Below are 13320 nucleotides of genomic sequence, written 5' to 3'. Positions count from 1 at the left end.
GGTTCGTCATGAAACGCTCCCGCTCGCTCACCCTCACCACCATGCTGGCCGGCGCCAGCCTGACCGTCGCGGCCTGCGACGACCCGCCCGCGGCCGCCCGCTGGGACCAGAACTCGGTCGCCCAGGGCGAGCAGGTCGAGACCTTCCAGTACGCCGACCTCGACTCCTGCAAGACCGCCAACCAGATCCCCGACGCCGAGTGCGAGACCGCCTACGCCAAGGCGCTTGAGGACAACGACAAGTCCGCCCCGCGCTTCGAGGCCAAGGCCACCTGCGAGGAGACCTACGGCGCCGGCAACTGCGTGCCGCGCGGCTCGGGCGGCGGCAGCTTCTTCACGCCCCTGCTGGCCGGCTTCGTCATCGGCCAGATGTTCGACGGCGGCGGCAACCGCTACTACCGCGGCACCGGCCTTTATCGCGGGCGGGACGGCTACACCACCGGCTGGGGCGGCACGCTCGGCCGCGACTACGCCACCGGCCGCACCACCATCGGCAAGTACGGCATCGACCCGCCCGACGCCGTGCGCCAGGCCCCGCCCCGCATGCAGACCCGCACCTCCGTCGTCTCCCGAGGCGGCTTCGGCGGCGGCCGCGGCTTCGGGGGGTAGAGCTCGCTTCCCGAGTTGCTCCCCTTCTGGGGGAGCTGTCGGCGAAGCCGACTGAGGGGGACTTTGACCCTTGTTTGTGCGCGCGAACCCCCTCCGTCACGTCGCCGAAAAGGGCGACGCGCCACCTCCCCCAAACCGCGCTCCGCGCTGGGGGAGGATCTAGCCCCCGGCTCCGGCAGACGAGCCGCCCGAGCCGCGGCCTCGACACCCGGCTTTCGTGCGCTAGGATTTGACGATGACCCAGGACCAGCAGCTCGCCATCGGCGTCATCCGCCTGCGCGAGCACATGCTGAACCATGCCGAGCTGATCTTCCGCCAGATCCTCGCGGCCGCGCCCGACCACGCCCAGGCCCGGCGCTATCTCGGCGTCACCCTCTGCAAGCTCGGCCGCCGCGACGAGGGCCTGGCCCTGCTCGAGGCCGCCGGCCCCGGTCCGGACCTCGAGGCCACCCTGCACGGCGGCCCCTTCTCCACCGACCAGGCCGAGCACGCCTTCAAGGTCATCGACTATCCCTACCGCTCCAGCGTCCGCTACGGCTCGGGCCGACCGTCCCATCCCGAGCTCGCCGCCCTGATCGGCGCAGGCGCCGCGCGCTATCGCGACCTGCTCGACGGCCTCTCCGAGATCGCCGCCGACTTCGACGACATTCCGCTCGGCGGCGCCTACGACACGCCCACGCCCTTCTGGCTCAACGCCTGGTTCCCGCCGCTCGACGGCATGGTCCTGACCCAGATGCTGCGCGCCCACGATCCGGCCCGCTTCGTGGAGATCGGCTCGGGGACCTCCACCAAGTTCGCCCGCCGCGCCGTCGCCCGCTACGGCCTGCGGACCCGGCTCACCTCCATCGATCCCCAGCCCCGAAGCGAGATCGACGCCCTCTGCGACGAGGTGATCCGCCACCCCCTGGAGGATTGCGGGGTGGAGATGTTCCAGGCTCTGGCCCCCGGCGACATCCTCTTCCTCGACTCCTCGCACCGGTCGTTCCAGGGCTCGGACGTCACCGCCTTCTTCCTCGACATCCTGCCGCGCCTGGCGCCCGGGGTGATCGTCCAGGTCCACGACATCTACCTGCCCGACGACTACATCTCCGGCCATGTGGGCCGGCTGTGGAACGAGCAGTACCTGCTGGCCACGGCCCTGCTGTTCGGCCGCGACGCCTTCGAGATCCTGTTCCCCTGCTGGTACGTTCACCAGGACCCGGCGCTGGCCGCCCACGCCAAGGCCGGGCTCGCCCAGGGCCCGCGGGCGACCCTCAACCTCTACGGCGCCTCGTTCTGGTTTCGGAAGACCTAGACGGTGCGGAGCAGGCCTATCTCGCCCGTACCACCGGACGCGAAGCCTACAGGAACGCCTTGGAGAGATCTCGGCCGGCGCGGCTCGCCCTAACCGCCGTCCAGCGCCGCGACCACCGCCTCGACCAGGGCCGTGGCGGTGACCGGCTTGGCCACGTGCAGGTCGGCGCCGGCGGCCTCGGCGTCCAGCCGGTGCTGGGCCATGGCGTTGGCGCTCAGCATCACGATAGGGGTGCGCTTGCGCTCCGGCGCCCGGCGTTCCTCGCCGCGGATGGCCTGGGTCGCGGCCAGGCCGTCCATCACCGGCATCTGCATGTCCATCAGGATCAGGTCGAAGGTCCCGGCCGCGAAGGCCGCCAGGGCCTGGGCGCCGTCCTCCACCGTGGTCAGCTCCACCCCGAACGGCCCGAGGATCAGCTGCACCACACGCTGGTTGATCGGATGATCCTCGGCCAGCAGCACCCGCAGGTTGGCCAGCCGCGCCAGCACGCCTTCGTCGTCGGCGACCGGGGCGGCGAGCGCCGCGCTGCGGTCGGCGTCATAGTCGGCGAGCGGCCGGCAGCGGGCCAGCGGCAGCACGACGCGGAACAGGCTTCCCTGCCCCGGCTCGGATCGCGCTGAGATCCCGCCGCCCATCATCTCCACCAGCGCCCGGGTGATGGACAGGCCCAGGCCCGTCCCGCCGAAGCGCCGGGTGATCGTGCCGTCGGCCTGGTTGAAGCGCTGGAACAGGTCGCCCGCGAAGACGGCGTCGAATCCCACCCCGGTGTCCTCGATCTCCAGCACCACGGTCGCCGGCTGGCCGCCCGTCCCGGCGTCCTCCACGCCGATCGCCACCCGGACCTCGCCCTGGGCGGTGAACTTGACCGCGTTGGAGAGCAGGTTGGCCGCCACCTGGCGGATCCGCAGGCTGTCGCCCAGGAACTCGCCCCGCGCGTCCTCGCCCCAGTCCACCGGAAAGCTCAATCCCTTCTCCTGGGCGCGCAGGCGGAACATCTCCAGCACCCCGCCCAGCTCGGCGCGCAGGTCGAACACGCCCTGCTCGATCTCCAGCCGCCCGGCCTCGATCTTGGAGAAGTCCAGCACGTCGGAGACCAGCCGCTCTAGGGTCACGCCCGAGCTCTCGATCAACCCCACCATCTCGCGCTGGTCGGGGGTCAGTTCGGTCTTGGCCAAGGCCGCCACCACGCCGATCACCCCGTTCAGCGGCGTGCGGATCTCGTGGCTCATATTGGCCAGGAAGTCGCTCTTGGCGCGGTTGGCGGCCTCGGCGGCGTCCTTGGCCGCGGCCATCTCGGCCTCGATGGCCAGCCGCTCGGTGACGTCGCGCGCCACGCCGTAGACCAGGTCGCCCACCCGCCGCGCCCGCCATTCCAGGTGGCGATAGGTTCCATCGCGGCGGCGGTAGCGGTTGATGAAGCCTGCGACCTCCTCCTCGACCGCCAGACGCTGCATGTGCCCATGGCTGGCGCCGGCGTCATCGGGATGGATGAAGTCCAGCATCGGGGAGCCTTCCAGCTCCGCCATCGAATAGCCCAGGGCCGCTTCCCAGGCCTGGTTCACCTTCACGAACCGCAAGTCCCTGTCCCGGATGCAGAGCATGTCGAGGGACACTTCGAAGAAGGTCGCCAGCTCCGCGTCCGCCGCGCCCCGGCGCCCGATATCAGGCGGCGAGGCATCGTCGGATGCGGACTTGAACATGGGGGACGCGACGCTCCGGTGAACTGCGGTCACCTTGGGCCACGCCGAGGTATCAGGGCGTTAACGCAAAACGCCCCGCCGGGTGGCGGGGCGGGGCGTTCCACGGGTCCGGGCCGGTGTTACTTCTTCATCATGCCCTTGATCTCTTCGGCCGAGGCGTTGATCACCGCCGCCCCGTTGTCGACGGCGAGGCTTGAGGTGTCGACCGCGAAGCTGTCGGCGCCCATCTTGATGGTGGCCATCTGCCGGCCGCTGGCGTCGGGCTTCACCTGGGTGACCTCTCCGATGGTGGCGCCCGCCTTGTCCTTCACCGGCTGGCCCACCGTCACGGCGGCGGGGGCGGCGGAGGTCGTCGCGGGCGCGGCGGCGGCGTCGTTCGCCGGCGGCGGGCTTGAGTCCGTGGTCTGGGCCACGGCGGGCGCGACGACGGCGAGGGCGAGGGCTGCAGCCCCGAGGATAGCGATTGAGCGCATGAGGTCTCCATTTGGCTTGGCGTCCCCCGACACGCCGCTACGATCCAGACCCAATGGGACCAGGGCTGGACCCTGCCGGGGCGAAATCTAGGCTACAGCGGCGCTAGGACGCGTCCCGGCGCCCCGGACCCGCCTAAATTGGGGCCGAGAAACGCCTCGCGCGGCAGGATGAGGCGAGCTTGAAGACATTGGCGGTCATCGCCCTCAAGGGGGGCTCGGGCAAGACCACGGTGGCCACCCACCTCGCGCTGGGCGCCCACCTGCGCGGCCTCGACACCCTGCTGGTCGACATCGACCCGCAGCTGTCGGCCCGTGACATCCTGGGCGCGCGCGAAGTCCCCGGCCCGGCCTGCGTCACCTGTTCCGGCCGCAACGTCCTGGCCGCCCAGTTCGGGGCCCTCTCCCAGCGCAAGGACCTGCTGATCGTCGACACCCCGGCCGGCGCCGTCGAGGAAGTGGGCGAGGCCATCGTCGTCGCCGACTTCGCCGTCCTGGTCGTACGCCCGACCCTGATCGACCTCTCGGGCCTGGCGCGATCGCTCACCATCGTCCGCAAGCTGGGCAAGGCCTACACGGTGGTGCTGAACCAGGCTCCTGTACCGCGGGAGAACATCGAGGCGCCCCTGGTCAAGCGGGCCTTGAAGGGCCTCGACTACATGCAGGCCCCCGTCGCCCCCGTCATTGTGCGGTCGCGGTCGATCTATCAGACGGCGCTCGAGCGGGGCCGCTCCGCCGAGGAAATGCCCGACCGCGCCGCCGCCCGCGAAATCGCCGCGCTCTGGGACTTCATCAACGCTGAGGTTCGCCGGTCAGCCGCGCCCGCCGTCGACGCCGTAGCTCCTGCCGCCAGCGCATCTCTCCCCAGTCGGTGATCAGGACAGCCGGCAGCCTCACGATCAGGCCTTCCGCCGCCAGCCTGTCCAGGTGAGCCTCGTCGCAGGCGCCCAGCGCCAGGCGGCCGTGGCGAAGCAGCTGGTCGAGAACCCGCCAATCCTCGGGCGCGAGACGATCCTCCGGGCAGCCGCGCGGCGGGGCCTCGCGTTGAACCGCCAGTATCGTCATAGGATCCCCACCCCGTTTTGCGATTACGGGGCTCGACACTAGGCTTGGCTCAATTCAAAGCCATTAGACCAGATGGCCTATGGGAGGCTCGGTTGCGGAAGAGGGTTTGTCCCTAGTGCTCGGTGCGACAGACGCGGCGCTTCGCGACCAGATCCTCGTCAGCGAGGCGCGGGCCGAGCTGAAGGGCAGCCTCGCCGCCTGGGTGGGGCTGGCCGTCGTCACCGCCTTCCTGGCGTTCGAGTTCGCCCCCCGCGCGGAGCCCTTCGGCTACGGTCTCTGGCTCACGACCATCGCCCTGTTCCTCGGCTCCTGGCTGATCGCCTGGACCCGCTTCGTCGCGCGGCCGCCCAGCGACCGCGCCGTGCTCGACCGCTGGATCCCCGTCGCCAGGGCCGGCATGACCCTGTGCAACCTGGCGACCGCGGGCAGCGTCTGGGTCTTCCTTCCGGTCGCCGAGCCCGAGCTTCGCGCGCTCATTCTCGTGCTCTTCGCCTGGTATCTGATCGTCCAGTTCGCCGCGGCGACCGAGGCGACCCAGGTGCTGAAGAGCGCGGTGCTGCTGGTGCTGGGCTCCCTCACCGCCTGGCTGCTGATCGCCCGCCCGCCCTACTTCCTGCCGCTGGCCCTGTTCCTGCCCCTGTTCGGCGCGACCCTGATCGCCATCCGCCGTTTCGTGCGCGAGGCGGTGGTCAAGGAGACCGTGGCGCGGGCCCTAGCGGACGCCGCCCAGCGCGACCTAGCCGCGGCGATGGCCGTGCTCGAGCGCGAGCGGGACGCCAAGACCCACTTCATCCGCGCCGCCTCGCACGACCTGCAGCAGCCGCTCCAGGCCGCGGCCCTGTTCCTCGACCAGGTGAAGCCGGGCGCGGGCGCGGAACGCCAGGCCGCCTCCCTCGGCGGGCTGCAGCGGGCGCTCACCGCCGCGCGCGCCCTGGTCGCCACCATGCTCGAACACCTGAAGCTCGAGAGCGGCGTCATCCGGCCAAGCATGGCGGCGCTCAAGGCGCGGGAGGTGTTCGACCGCGTCTTGCTGACCCAAGGGCCGGCGGCGACCGCCGCGGCTATCCGGATCTCCACCGCCGGCGGCGGCCTGGACCTGCGGGCCGATCCCGCCCTGCTGGCGCGCGCCATCGAGAACCTGGTGGCCAATGCGATCCGGCACGCCGGCGGCCGGCGCGTGCTGATCGGCGCCCAGGCGCGGGCGGATGAGGTCCTGATCTGGGTCGTGGACGACGGGCGCGGCCTGGCCGCGGATGACGCGGCGCGCATCTTCAGGCCCTTCGAACAGGGCGGCCATGTGGGCGAGGCCGGCGGCTTCGGCCTGGGTCTCTCCTCCACGGCTGGACTGGTCGCGCTGATGGGCGGCAGCTGCGGCGTGCGGCCCGGCCTGACCCGGGGCGCGGCCTTCTATATCCGGCTGCCCCGCGAGGCCGCCCGCCTGCACGGAGACGTGTCGTGCGCGGCCTGATCTGCGACGACCACCCGCTGATGCGCGAGGCGCTGGTCGCCGCCGTGCGCGACCGCTGGCCGACCTTGGTCGTCGACGAGGCCGGCGACTTCCCCACGGCCTGGGCCAGCGCCGAGGCGGGCGTCGACTTCTGCCTGGTGGACCTGGGCATGCCGGGCGCCGAGCCCTTGGCGGGCCTGGCCGGCCTGCGGGAAAGAGCCCCCGAGGCGACGCTCCTGGCGGTGACCGGCCTCACGGACCCGGCGCTGCTGGCGCGGGTTCTGGCCTGCGGGAACGCGGTCCTGTCCAAGAACATCGAAGCCGACGTCCTCCTCGAGGCGATCGGCGCGGCGGTCCCGGGCCTGCTGGCCCTCGAGCGGATACGGCTGCCGCCGCGCCAGCAGCAGGTTCTGGACCTGCTGGCCCACGGCCTGACCAACAAGGAGATCGCCCGGCGGCTCGAGATCTCCCCCGCCACCGTTAAGATCCACGTCGCCCGCGTGGTCAGCTGGCTCGGCGCGCTCAACCGGACGGACGCTGTCGCCCGCGCCCAGCGCGAACGTCTCATCTAGCCGGGTCGCGCAATCGCTCCCTAGCCGATTTCCGCCAGCCGCGCCGTTTTCGCAAAACACCGGCCGATTTCGAATTCGGCGAGACTGCGCGTCCCCTGGTGTGGCGATCTGATCCTGTCGACCAGGAGGACCCTAAGTGGACATCGCCGAACTCGCGCTGAAATCGCCCGGCCCGACGGCCGTTCTCCCGGCGTCGAAACCCTGATGCGCAAACCCCTGATGATCGCCCGGCAGGGCCGCAAGCCGACCGGACTCCTGGGCCAGGTCGTGGCCCGGATCATGGCGAAGGAAACCGCGCCGGAGAACGACATCGCCGTCGAACTCCTGGCCCTCGAGCCCCGCGACCGCGTGTTGGAGATCGGATGCGGCCACGGCCACACCCTGGCCAAGGCCGCGGCCCTCGCCCATCAGGGCGTGCTGTCGGGCGTCGACTTCTCCTGGGTGATGCACCGCTACGCGATGCGCCGTCACCGCGCCCTGGTGCGCGCGGGACGGCTCGAGTTCCGGTTCGGCGGCAGCGACCAGCTCCCCTACGAGGCCGGGACCTTCGACAAGGCGTTCTGCGTCCACACGATCTATTTCTGGACCGCGCCGCTGGACCATCTGCGGGAGGCCCGCCGCGTCCTGAAGCCCGGCGGTCGCCTGGTGCTGGGTTTCCGCCCGGCCGAGGACGAGAGCTTTCGGGCGACCTTCCCCGACCAGGTCTACTGCATCCGCCCGCGAGCCGAGGTGGTGGAGCTGGTCCGTAGCGCGGGCTTCGAAATCCTCGACGTCCGCGAACCCGGGCAGGACAGCCGGCGCGTCGTGTTCATCGTGGCGCAGGCGGCCGGAAGGCCGGGAGCGTCTTCCACACCCGGTCGTCATGGGCCGGGACGATGACCAGGCCGGGCATGGCCGCCTTCGCCGCATTCAGTTTCCGCAGCATGGCCCAGGTGGCTGGACCGTCGACATCCACCAGCGAGCGGCTGAGCATCGGCTTCTGGGCCGGATGTTCCACGCCTTCCGCCTGCCAGGCGGTGTCGCCGACAAGGGCGTAGCGCTTGCCGTCCGGCGTGCTGACGAAGGCCACGATGGATCCCGGCGTGTGGCCGGGGACGGGGACCAGCACCACGCTGCCGTCGTCGAACACGTCCCAGCTCTCGGCGAAGCCCAGATAGGGACCGTCCGGGAAGTCGAAGGCGCGGTAGTTCCGCGTGCCGAGCCGCTGGGCCAGCTTCGCCGCATGGTGGTCGCTGTTGACGAAATCGAGCTCGGCCTTGCTGACCCACACGGGCGTGTCGGGGAAGTGCTGCAGGCCGCTGACGTGGTCCCAGTGCGCGTGGGTGAGGACGACCGCCGTCAGGCTGGCGAGCGGCACGCCGCCGGCGGCCAGCTGCTCGGCGACCGTCGTGGTCAGCTGGGGCTTGATCGTCGCCCGCATGATGGCCGGGGCGGTCTTGAAGTGCTGGGCCAGGTCGCGGCCGTAGCCGGTGTCGAACAGCAGCCTTCCCTTCGGATGCTCCACCAGGATGGCGCCGGTGACGAAGGTGCGCTTGTCGTCCATCCGGCCGCCCTCGAAGGCCATGGCCGCGCTGGACTGGGTGGAGCCTGAGGGCAGGGCGCTGAGCGTCATGCCCGCCGGCGGACGGGCGGCGGGCGGCGCTTGCGGCGTCGGCGGCGCGGCCTCCGGGGCCGGCGCCGCGCAGGCGGCGAGCGAGATGGCGAGGGCCAGGGCGGCGAACGGGGAAAGGAACGGGATGGAAGGCATCGGAGTCTCCTGAACCCCCGATCCTTGGCTCGCCGCCTTCCATATGTAAAATATCGATACCTGACACTCAACATAGGCTATGACTATGGAACTTCGCGAGCTGCGCTACTTCCTGGCGGTCTACGAGACCGGCAGCGTGACCGCCGCGGCGCGACGCTGCTTCATCTCCCAGCCCTCGGTCTCGGCGGCGATCGCGGCGCTGGAGCGCGAGCTGGACACGGTGCTGTTCGCGCGCCACCGCAAGGGCGTGGCCGCCACCGCGGCGGCGGACGTGCTCTATAGGCGGGCCCGGCCGCTGGTGGACGACGCGCTGTCGCTCAAGGCCCTGTTCGAGCCGACGCCCGCCGCCGAGGTGACGCTGGGCCTGATGCGCAGCCTGGACATCCCGCGCGTGCTGCCGCTGCTGAAGCCGCTCACCCAGGCCGGCGACGTCCGTCTGTTCCTGGTGGAGGCGGACGCGCCCTGCGACGCGCGGATCGTCTCGCGCAGCATGACCGACAAGGACGAGGCCTTCGCGCCCCTATGGTCCGAGGGCTATGTCCTGGCCCTGCCCCCGCGCCATGAGCTGCGCCTGAAGTCGCAGCTGGCCCTGGCCGACCTGGAGGGCCTGCCGCTCATCGGCCGCTGCAACTGCGAAAACGCGGACCAGACCGGCGATCTGGGCTTCAAGCCGCAGATCGTCGCCGTCGCCACCACCGAGGAGTGGGCGCTGGCGCTGGTCGAGGCCGGGGTCGGCGCGACCGTGCTCCCGGAAGGCGTCGTCCCGCCGGACGCGCGCGTCGCGACCCGGCCGCTCGCCGACCTGGGTCTGCGTCGCGAGGTGGGCGTGGCCTATCGCCAGGCCGACGCCGGGTCGGCCACGGTGACGCGGATCCTGCAGGCTGTGGGCCACGCCCCGCCCGGCCCCGCAAGCCGGCGCGCGGCCTAGGGCCGGCGTGCGGACATCGTGACCGCTCAGGCGGCGACCACCGCCCGCTTCCGACGCGAGCGCAGCGCCGCGCCGAGGCCGCCGAAGCCCATCAGCATCATGGCCCAGGTGGCCGGCTCCGGCACGGCGGAGCCGGGGACGTCGCGGTCCGGATAGACGTGGCTGGAGAAGGTGATGTCCGGCTCGCCGACCGAGAGCTCGAACTGCAGCACCCCGCCGCTGGTGGGCGTGGCGTCGCCGATCATCTCGGCGACGGCCGCGGTGTAGGGGCTGATGCTCGTTCCCAGGCTCAGGGCCGGCGACCCGGTCATGAGGACCACGTGCCGAAGCCCCGGGGTGTACTGGTCGAAGGAGAATTGGCCGCTGAAGAGGCTGTGGGCCATCCGGGTGGGGTTGAGCAGGCTGTAGGTCCCGAATCCGTCCAGCGTCACCGAGGCGGACTGCAGCTGCAGGAATTCGGCCCCGACCTGCTGGCTGTCGATCTGGCTGGTGTCGCCGACCCCGTTGAAGGTGAAGGCGGTGTCGGTGAAGGCGACGTCGTCGAACGTGCCGTTCCAGGCGCCGCTGATCGTGTAGATGACCGGCGCGGCCTGGGCGGCCGACGCCAATAGCGCCAGCGCAAGGCCGCAGCTTAGGGCGAGTTTCATGGATTTCCTTCGCATCTGTTGATGCGGAGGCCTACGCGGCGGCGACCGGTGCGTGCAGGTGCAGCGGCGGGCGGCCACGGGCGGCGACGGGCGGCTCAGGTGTCGTATTCGAACAGCGGACCGCGGGCCAATGAACGCGCGAAGCTCATCATCAGCATCGGATCGCCACCGGCCGCCAGGGCGGTCGGGCCGGTGTCGTGCCACAGGTGATGGCGGATATCCTCCGGCACGTCCTCGGCCGCGCTGAACGGCGGCCCGCGGGTGATCTCGTCGAACCTGGCGTCGTCGGCCGCCGTGTCGCCCGTCAGGTCGCCCACCCGCTGCAGGATGCACTTGCTGGCGATCGGCGTGCCGCTCGGGTCGCGCAGGCAGGTCAGGATGATGCCGTCCACCACGTCCGCCCGCTGGCGCACCACCCCGTTGAAGATCGCGAACACGAAGGTGCCGGTGACCGCGTCGGCCCCCACCGAGAACAGCTGGTGCTGCTGGCTCAGGGTCCAGCCGTGGAAGCGCACGTGGAATATGCCCAGGGTGAAGCTCATCGCCCCGTCGGCGGTCCGGCGCAGCATCAGGTGGTCGTGGACGAAATGCCCCGGCATTTCGGACGAGGGCCGCGTCGAGCGCCACAGGCCTTCATAGTCGGCCCCGCGAACCTGCTCCTCGGCCTTGGGCTGCTTGAAGAGGCCCAGCGGAAAGGGCGCCGCGGCCGGCGCCGGACGGGCCGAGCCCGGGGCGAGCCTGACTCCGACCCGCTCGGCCAGGGTCGCCAGATCGGCGTCCCAATCGTGCATGGTGAAGCCCGGCCGCTTCTCGGCGATGGCCTGGGTCAGGCGCGCCAGGTTCTGCGAGGACGGCCGCACCGACCCGGCGCACCAGCGGCCCACCAGCGATTTGTCGACGCCCAGGTCCGCGGCGAACTGGCCGCGACTGATCGATAGCGCCTTCAGCACCAGCGACAGCCGGTCCGCGAACTCGGGGATTTGCATAAACGACCTTCGCCAGGGATCCCGCCGAATGCAACCCATGGCGACGCTCGCCGCTGATCGCCCTACCCCCCGGTCAGCTTCGCCGCCGGCGCCTCCCCCAGCTCCTCTCCGAAATTGCGCACGGTGATATTGAACACCGGCCGCCGATCCTCCGGCGTCTCGCCCTCCAGGGGCTTGGCCCCGTACTTGGTGGGCGCCAGCCGCGCGGCCTGCCAGCGCGCCGCCTCGATCCGCACCTTGGCCAGGAAGGCGGTCTCGGCCGTCGCGCCCTCGGCGATCTCCCACACCTGGTCGAAGCGCCGGTGCGCCTGCACCGTCCGCGCCACCCCATAGGCCTGGGCGAACTCCGGATAGCGCTTCACCCAGTTATAGACCGTGTCCTCGCAGGGCAGGCCCGGCAGGTCGCAGGCCTGGCCCACGGTCATCCCCGCCGCCACCCGCTCGCAGATCAGCCGCGCCATGTGCCGGCAATAGACCGCCCGGCGCCCGCCGCGCGGACTGTGCCGCCCCGCCGCCATCGCCGCCGCCAGCCGCGCCCGGAAGGCCGGCCTGGCCTTGGCCCAGCCCTTCACCCCCGCCCGGCTTGGCATGTCCGGCTCCCGGCAGACGGCCATCAGCGGCTCCCCGTCCGCCAGCCGCGCGCAGATCACCGAGGCCAGCCCCTCGGAATAGGCCCGCCAGGGCCGCACGCAGCGGCCCGCATCGTCAGAACTCATGGGAATGTCTCGCCGCTCTTTTCCCTCCCTTAATGGGGAGGGACAGACCGCGCAGCGGTCAGGGTGGGGAAGCCCGCGCCAAGCGCCAAGCGCCTCAAACTACCCAAACCCTCTCATATTCCCGCGCAAATGTCCAGAACATATCAAGAACAAATGGCCCAATCCACACCAGGCCGAGCGGACCTCAGACCTCTTCGCGCTGGAACCCGTAGGCCCGCTCGACCTTGGCGATCCGCACTTCGTATTGCGCGTACCAGGTCTCGCGCCCCTGCCGTTGCGCGGCCAGATGGTCGGCGACGCGCTTCCACAGCGCGATGGACTCCAGGTCGCGCCAGTAGGAGACGGTGATCCCCACCCCGTCGCGCGCGCTCTCCACCCCGAGGAAGCCCGGCTGCGCCGCGGCCATCCGCACCATCTCATCGGCCATCGACCCATAGCCCCGGTCGCCCTCGGTGCGCGTGGAGGTGAAGATCACCGCGTAATAGGGCGGCTCCGGCGTCACCGCGATCGCTGGCGTTTCGGACATGCTCAAGACCCTCCCTGGCGAGGCGCCCATCTATGCCAGCGCGCCCCCGCGCCCGACATGACGTTTTTCCCTCGGTTCTTGCCAGGGCCGCCGTCCCGCGACAGCGCACATCCCTGCCCGCCGTCACGACGACATGATAGCTATTTCCCCGACCTCAACGCCGGAACCCCGCCATGCCTTTCCTCGCCGTCCTCGCGTTCGCGGGGGCCGTCGCCAGCGACCCAGCCGTCGCCTGCGACGGAAACACCCGGGAGATGGAAGTCTGTTTCGGCAAGCGCCTTGCGAAACATGAAGCGACCCTGGCGACCTATGTGTCCGCCGCCCGCGACCGCATAGTACGAGAGGCCGCCGAAGCGCCATCCGGCTTCAGCTCTATCGAGAACGCCCTGGGCGGCTTCGATGCGGCCCAGGCCGCTTGGTCGACCTTTCGCAACGCGGAGTGCGGCGCCGTCTACGACTACTGGTCGATGGGCTCGATCCGCGGCCTCAAGTCCCTCAGGTGCCGGACGATCCTGACCCGGCAGCGCACGCACACGATCTGGACCCATTGGCTGAGGTATGAGGACAGCTCCCCGCCGATCCTCCCTGAGCCCCCGCCCGCGACTTGGCCCTAG

Annotated in this window: 15 protein-coding genes; 8 read left to right on the top strand and 7 right to left on the bottom strand. The window is 70.9% G+C overall.

The window, feature by feature from the left end:
- Positions 1-8 precede the first annotated feature (8 nt).
- Positions 9-608, top strand: coding sequence for a DUF1190 domain-containing protein (locus tag V6M51_RS15705; protein ID WP_332768657.1), 600 nt, complete (start codon positions 9-11; stop codon positions 606-608).
- 235 nt (positions 609-843) lie between these two features.
- Entirely contained in the window at positions 844-1902 is a 1059-nt protein-coding gene (locus V6M51_RS15700; protein ID WP_332768655.1) for a class I SAM-dependent methyltransferase, read from the top strand.
- An 89-nt stretch (positions 1903-1991) separates the two neighbouring features.
- Here V6M51_RS15700 and V6M51_RS15695 read toward each other — a convergent pair whose 3' ends face one another.
- Positions 1992-3602: an ATP-binding protein gene (locus V6M51_RS15695; protein WP_332768653.1), complete on the bottom strand. Its 1611-nt coding sequence runs from the start codon at positions 3600-3602 to the stop codon at positions 1992-1994.
- A 119-nt stretch (positions 3603-3721) separates the two neighbouring features.
- On the bottom strand, positions 3722-4075 hold the full coding sequence (locus V6M51_RS15690; protein WP_332768651.1) for a hypothetical protein: 354 nt from the start codon (positions 4073-4075) through the stop codon (positions 3722-3724).
- Between the two features lie 179 nt (positions 4076-4254).
- Here V6M51_RS15690 and V6M51_RS15685 point away from each other — a divergent pair, with 179 nt between their 5' ends.
- The 4 genes from V6M51_RS15685 to V6M51_RS15670 all read left to right on the top strand — a co-directional run bounded on the left by V6M51_RS15685 (position 4255) and on the right by V6M51_RS15670 (position 8035).
- The gene (locus V6M51_RS15685) at positions 4255-4947 is read left to right on the top strand and encodes a ParA family protein (RefSeq protein WP_332768649.1); all 693 of its coding nucleotides are present in this window, start codon (positions 4255-4257) and stop codon (positions 4945-4947) included.
- Between the two features lie 305 nt (positions 4948-5252).
- Entirely contained in the window at positions 5253-6605 is a 1353-nt protein-coding gene (locus tag V6M51_RS15680; RefSeq protein WP_332768647.1) for a sensor histidine kinase, read from the top strand.
- Positions 6593-7156 (top strand): response regulator transcription factor, encoded by a 564-nt coding sequence (locus V6M51_RS15675; RefSeq protein ID WP_332768646.1) that lies wholly within the window; start codon positions 6593-6595, stop codon positions 7154-7156. The genes V6M51_RS15680 and V6M51_RS15675 overlap by 13 nt, the downstream gene beginning before the upstream one ends.
- 204 nt (positions 7157-7360) lie before the next feature.
- A complete protein-coding gene (locus V6M51_RS15670; RefSeq protein ID WP_332768644.1) occupies positions 7361-8035 on the top strand; it encodes a class I SAM-dependent methyltransferase in 675 nt (224 codons plus the stop codon).
- Here the strand turns inward: V6M51_RS15670 and V6M51_RS15665 are convergent.
- A complete protein-coding gene (locus tag V6M51_RS15665) occupies positions 7965-8903 on the bottom strand; it encodes an MBL fold metallo-hydrolase (RefSeq protein ID WP_332768642.1) in 939 nt (312 codons plus the stop codon). The two genes, V6M51_RS15670 and V6M51_RS15665, sit on opposite strands and share 71 nt — an antisense overlap.
- A gap of 85 nt (positions 8904-8988) precedes the next feature.
- Here V6M51_RS15665 and V6M51_RS15660 point away from each other — a divergent pair, with 85 nt between their 5' ends.
- Entirely contained in the window at positions 8989-9831 is an 843-nt protein-coding gene (locus V6M51_RS15660) for a LysR family transcriptional regulator (RefSeq protein ID WP_332768640.1), read from the top strand.
- A 26-nt stretch (positions 9832-9857) separates the two neighbouring features.
- Here V6M51_RS15660 and V6M51_RS15655 read toward each other — a convergent pair whose 3' ends face one another.
- The 4 genes from V6M51_RS15655 to V6M51_RS15640 form a co-directional block, all read right to left on the bottom strand.
- Positions 9858-10478 carry a PEPxxWA-CTERM sorting domain-containing protein gene (locus V6M51_RS15655; RefSeq protein ID WP_332768638.1) on the bottom strand — a complete coding sequence of 207 codons (621 nt, stop codon included), beginning with the start codon at positions 10476-10478 and terminating at the stop codon, positions 9858-9860.
- A gap of 95 nt (positions 10479-10573) precedes the next feature.
- Positions 10574-11464 (bottom strand): helix-turn-helix domain-containing protein, encoded by an 891-nt coding sequence (locus tag V6M51_RS15650; RefSeq protein WP_332768637.1) that lies wholly within the window; start codon positions 11462-11464, stop codon positions 10574-10576.
- 62 nt (positions 11465-11526) lie between these two features.
- Entirely contained in the window at positions 11527-12180 is a 654-nt protein-coding gene (locus V6M51_RS15645) for a helix-turn-helix domain-containing protein (protein WP_332768636.1), read from the bottom strand.
- Between the two features lie 184 nt (positions 12181-12364).
- A complete protein-coding gene (locus V6M51_RS15640; protein ID WP_332768634.1) occupies positions 12365-12706 on the bottom strand; it encodes an antibiotic biosynthesis monooxygenase family protein in 342 nt (113 codons plus the stop codon).
- 173 nt (positions 12707-12879) lie between these two features.
- Between V6M51_RS15640 and V6M51_RS15635 the strand changes: the two genes are divergently transcribed.
- A complete protein-coding gene (locus tag V6M51_RS15635; RefSeq protein ID WP_332768632.1) occupies positions 12880-13320 on the top strand; it encodes a lysozyme inhibitor LprI family protein in 441 nt (146 codons plus the stop codon).

Origin of the sequence: Phenylobacterium sp. (assembly GCF_036677185.1) — a bacterium.
In the GTDB taxonomy this organism is placed as follows: domain Bacteria; phylum Pseudomonadota; class Alphaproteobacteria; order Caulobacterales; family Caulobacteraceae; genus Phenylobacterium.
This window is presented reverse-complemented; position numbering and strand designations above follow the sequence as displayed.

Coding starts and splice junctions, on each gene's coding strand:
- V6M51_RS15670 (WP_332768644.1), top strand. CDS start 7,361: ATGCGCAAACCCCTGATGATCGCCCGGCAGGGCCGCAAGCCGACCGGA.
- V6M51_RS15645 (WP_332768636.1), bottom strand. CDS start 12,180: ATGAGTTCTGACGATGCGGGCCGCTGCGTGCGGCCCTGGCGGGCCTAT.
- V6M51_RS15700 (WP_332768655.1), top strand. CDS start 844: ATGACCCAGGACCAGCAGCTCGCCATCGGCGTCATCCGCCTGCGCGAG.
- V6M51_RS15660 (WP_332768640.1), top strand. CDS start 8,989: ATGGAACTTCGCGAGCTGCGCTACTTCCTGGCGGTCTACGAGACCGGC.
- V6M51_RS15640 (WP_332768634.1), bottom strand. CDS start 12,706: ATGTCCGAAACGCCAGCGATCGCGGTGACGCCGGAGCCGCCCTATTAC.
- V6M51_RS15705 (WP_332768657.1), top strand. CDS start 9: ATGAAACGCTCCCGCTCGCTCACCCTCACCACCATGCTGGCCGGCGCC.
- V6M51_RS15665 (WP_332768642.1), bottom strand. CDS start 8,903: ATGCCTTCCATCCCGTTCCTTTCCCCGTTCGCCGCCCTGGCCCTCGCC.
- V6M51_RS15695 (WP_332768653.1), bottom strand. CDS start 3,602: ATGTTCAAGTCCGCATCCGACGATGCCTCGCCGCCTGATATCGGGCGC.
- V6M51_RS15650 (WP_332768637.1), bottom strand. CDS start 11,464: ATGCAAATCCCCGAGTTCGCGGACCGGCTGTCGCTGGTGCTGAAGGCG.
- V6M51_RS15690 (WP_332768651.1), bottom strand. CDS start 4,075: ATGCGCTCAATCGCTATCCTCGGGGCTGCAGCCCTCGCCCTCGCCGTC.
- V6M51_RS15655 (WP_332768638.1), bottom strand. CDS start 10,478: ATGAAACTCGCCCTAAGCTGCGGCCTTGCGCTGGCGCTATTGGCGTCG.
- V6M51_RS15635 (WP_332768632.1), top strand. CDS start 12,880: ATGCCTTTCCTCGCCGTCCTCGCGTTCGCGGGGGCCGTCGCCAGCGAC.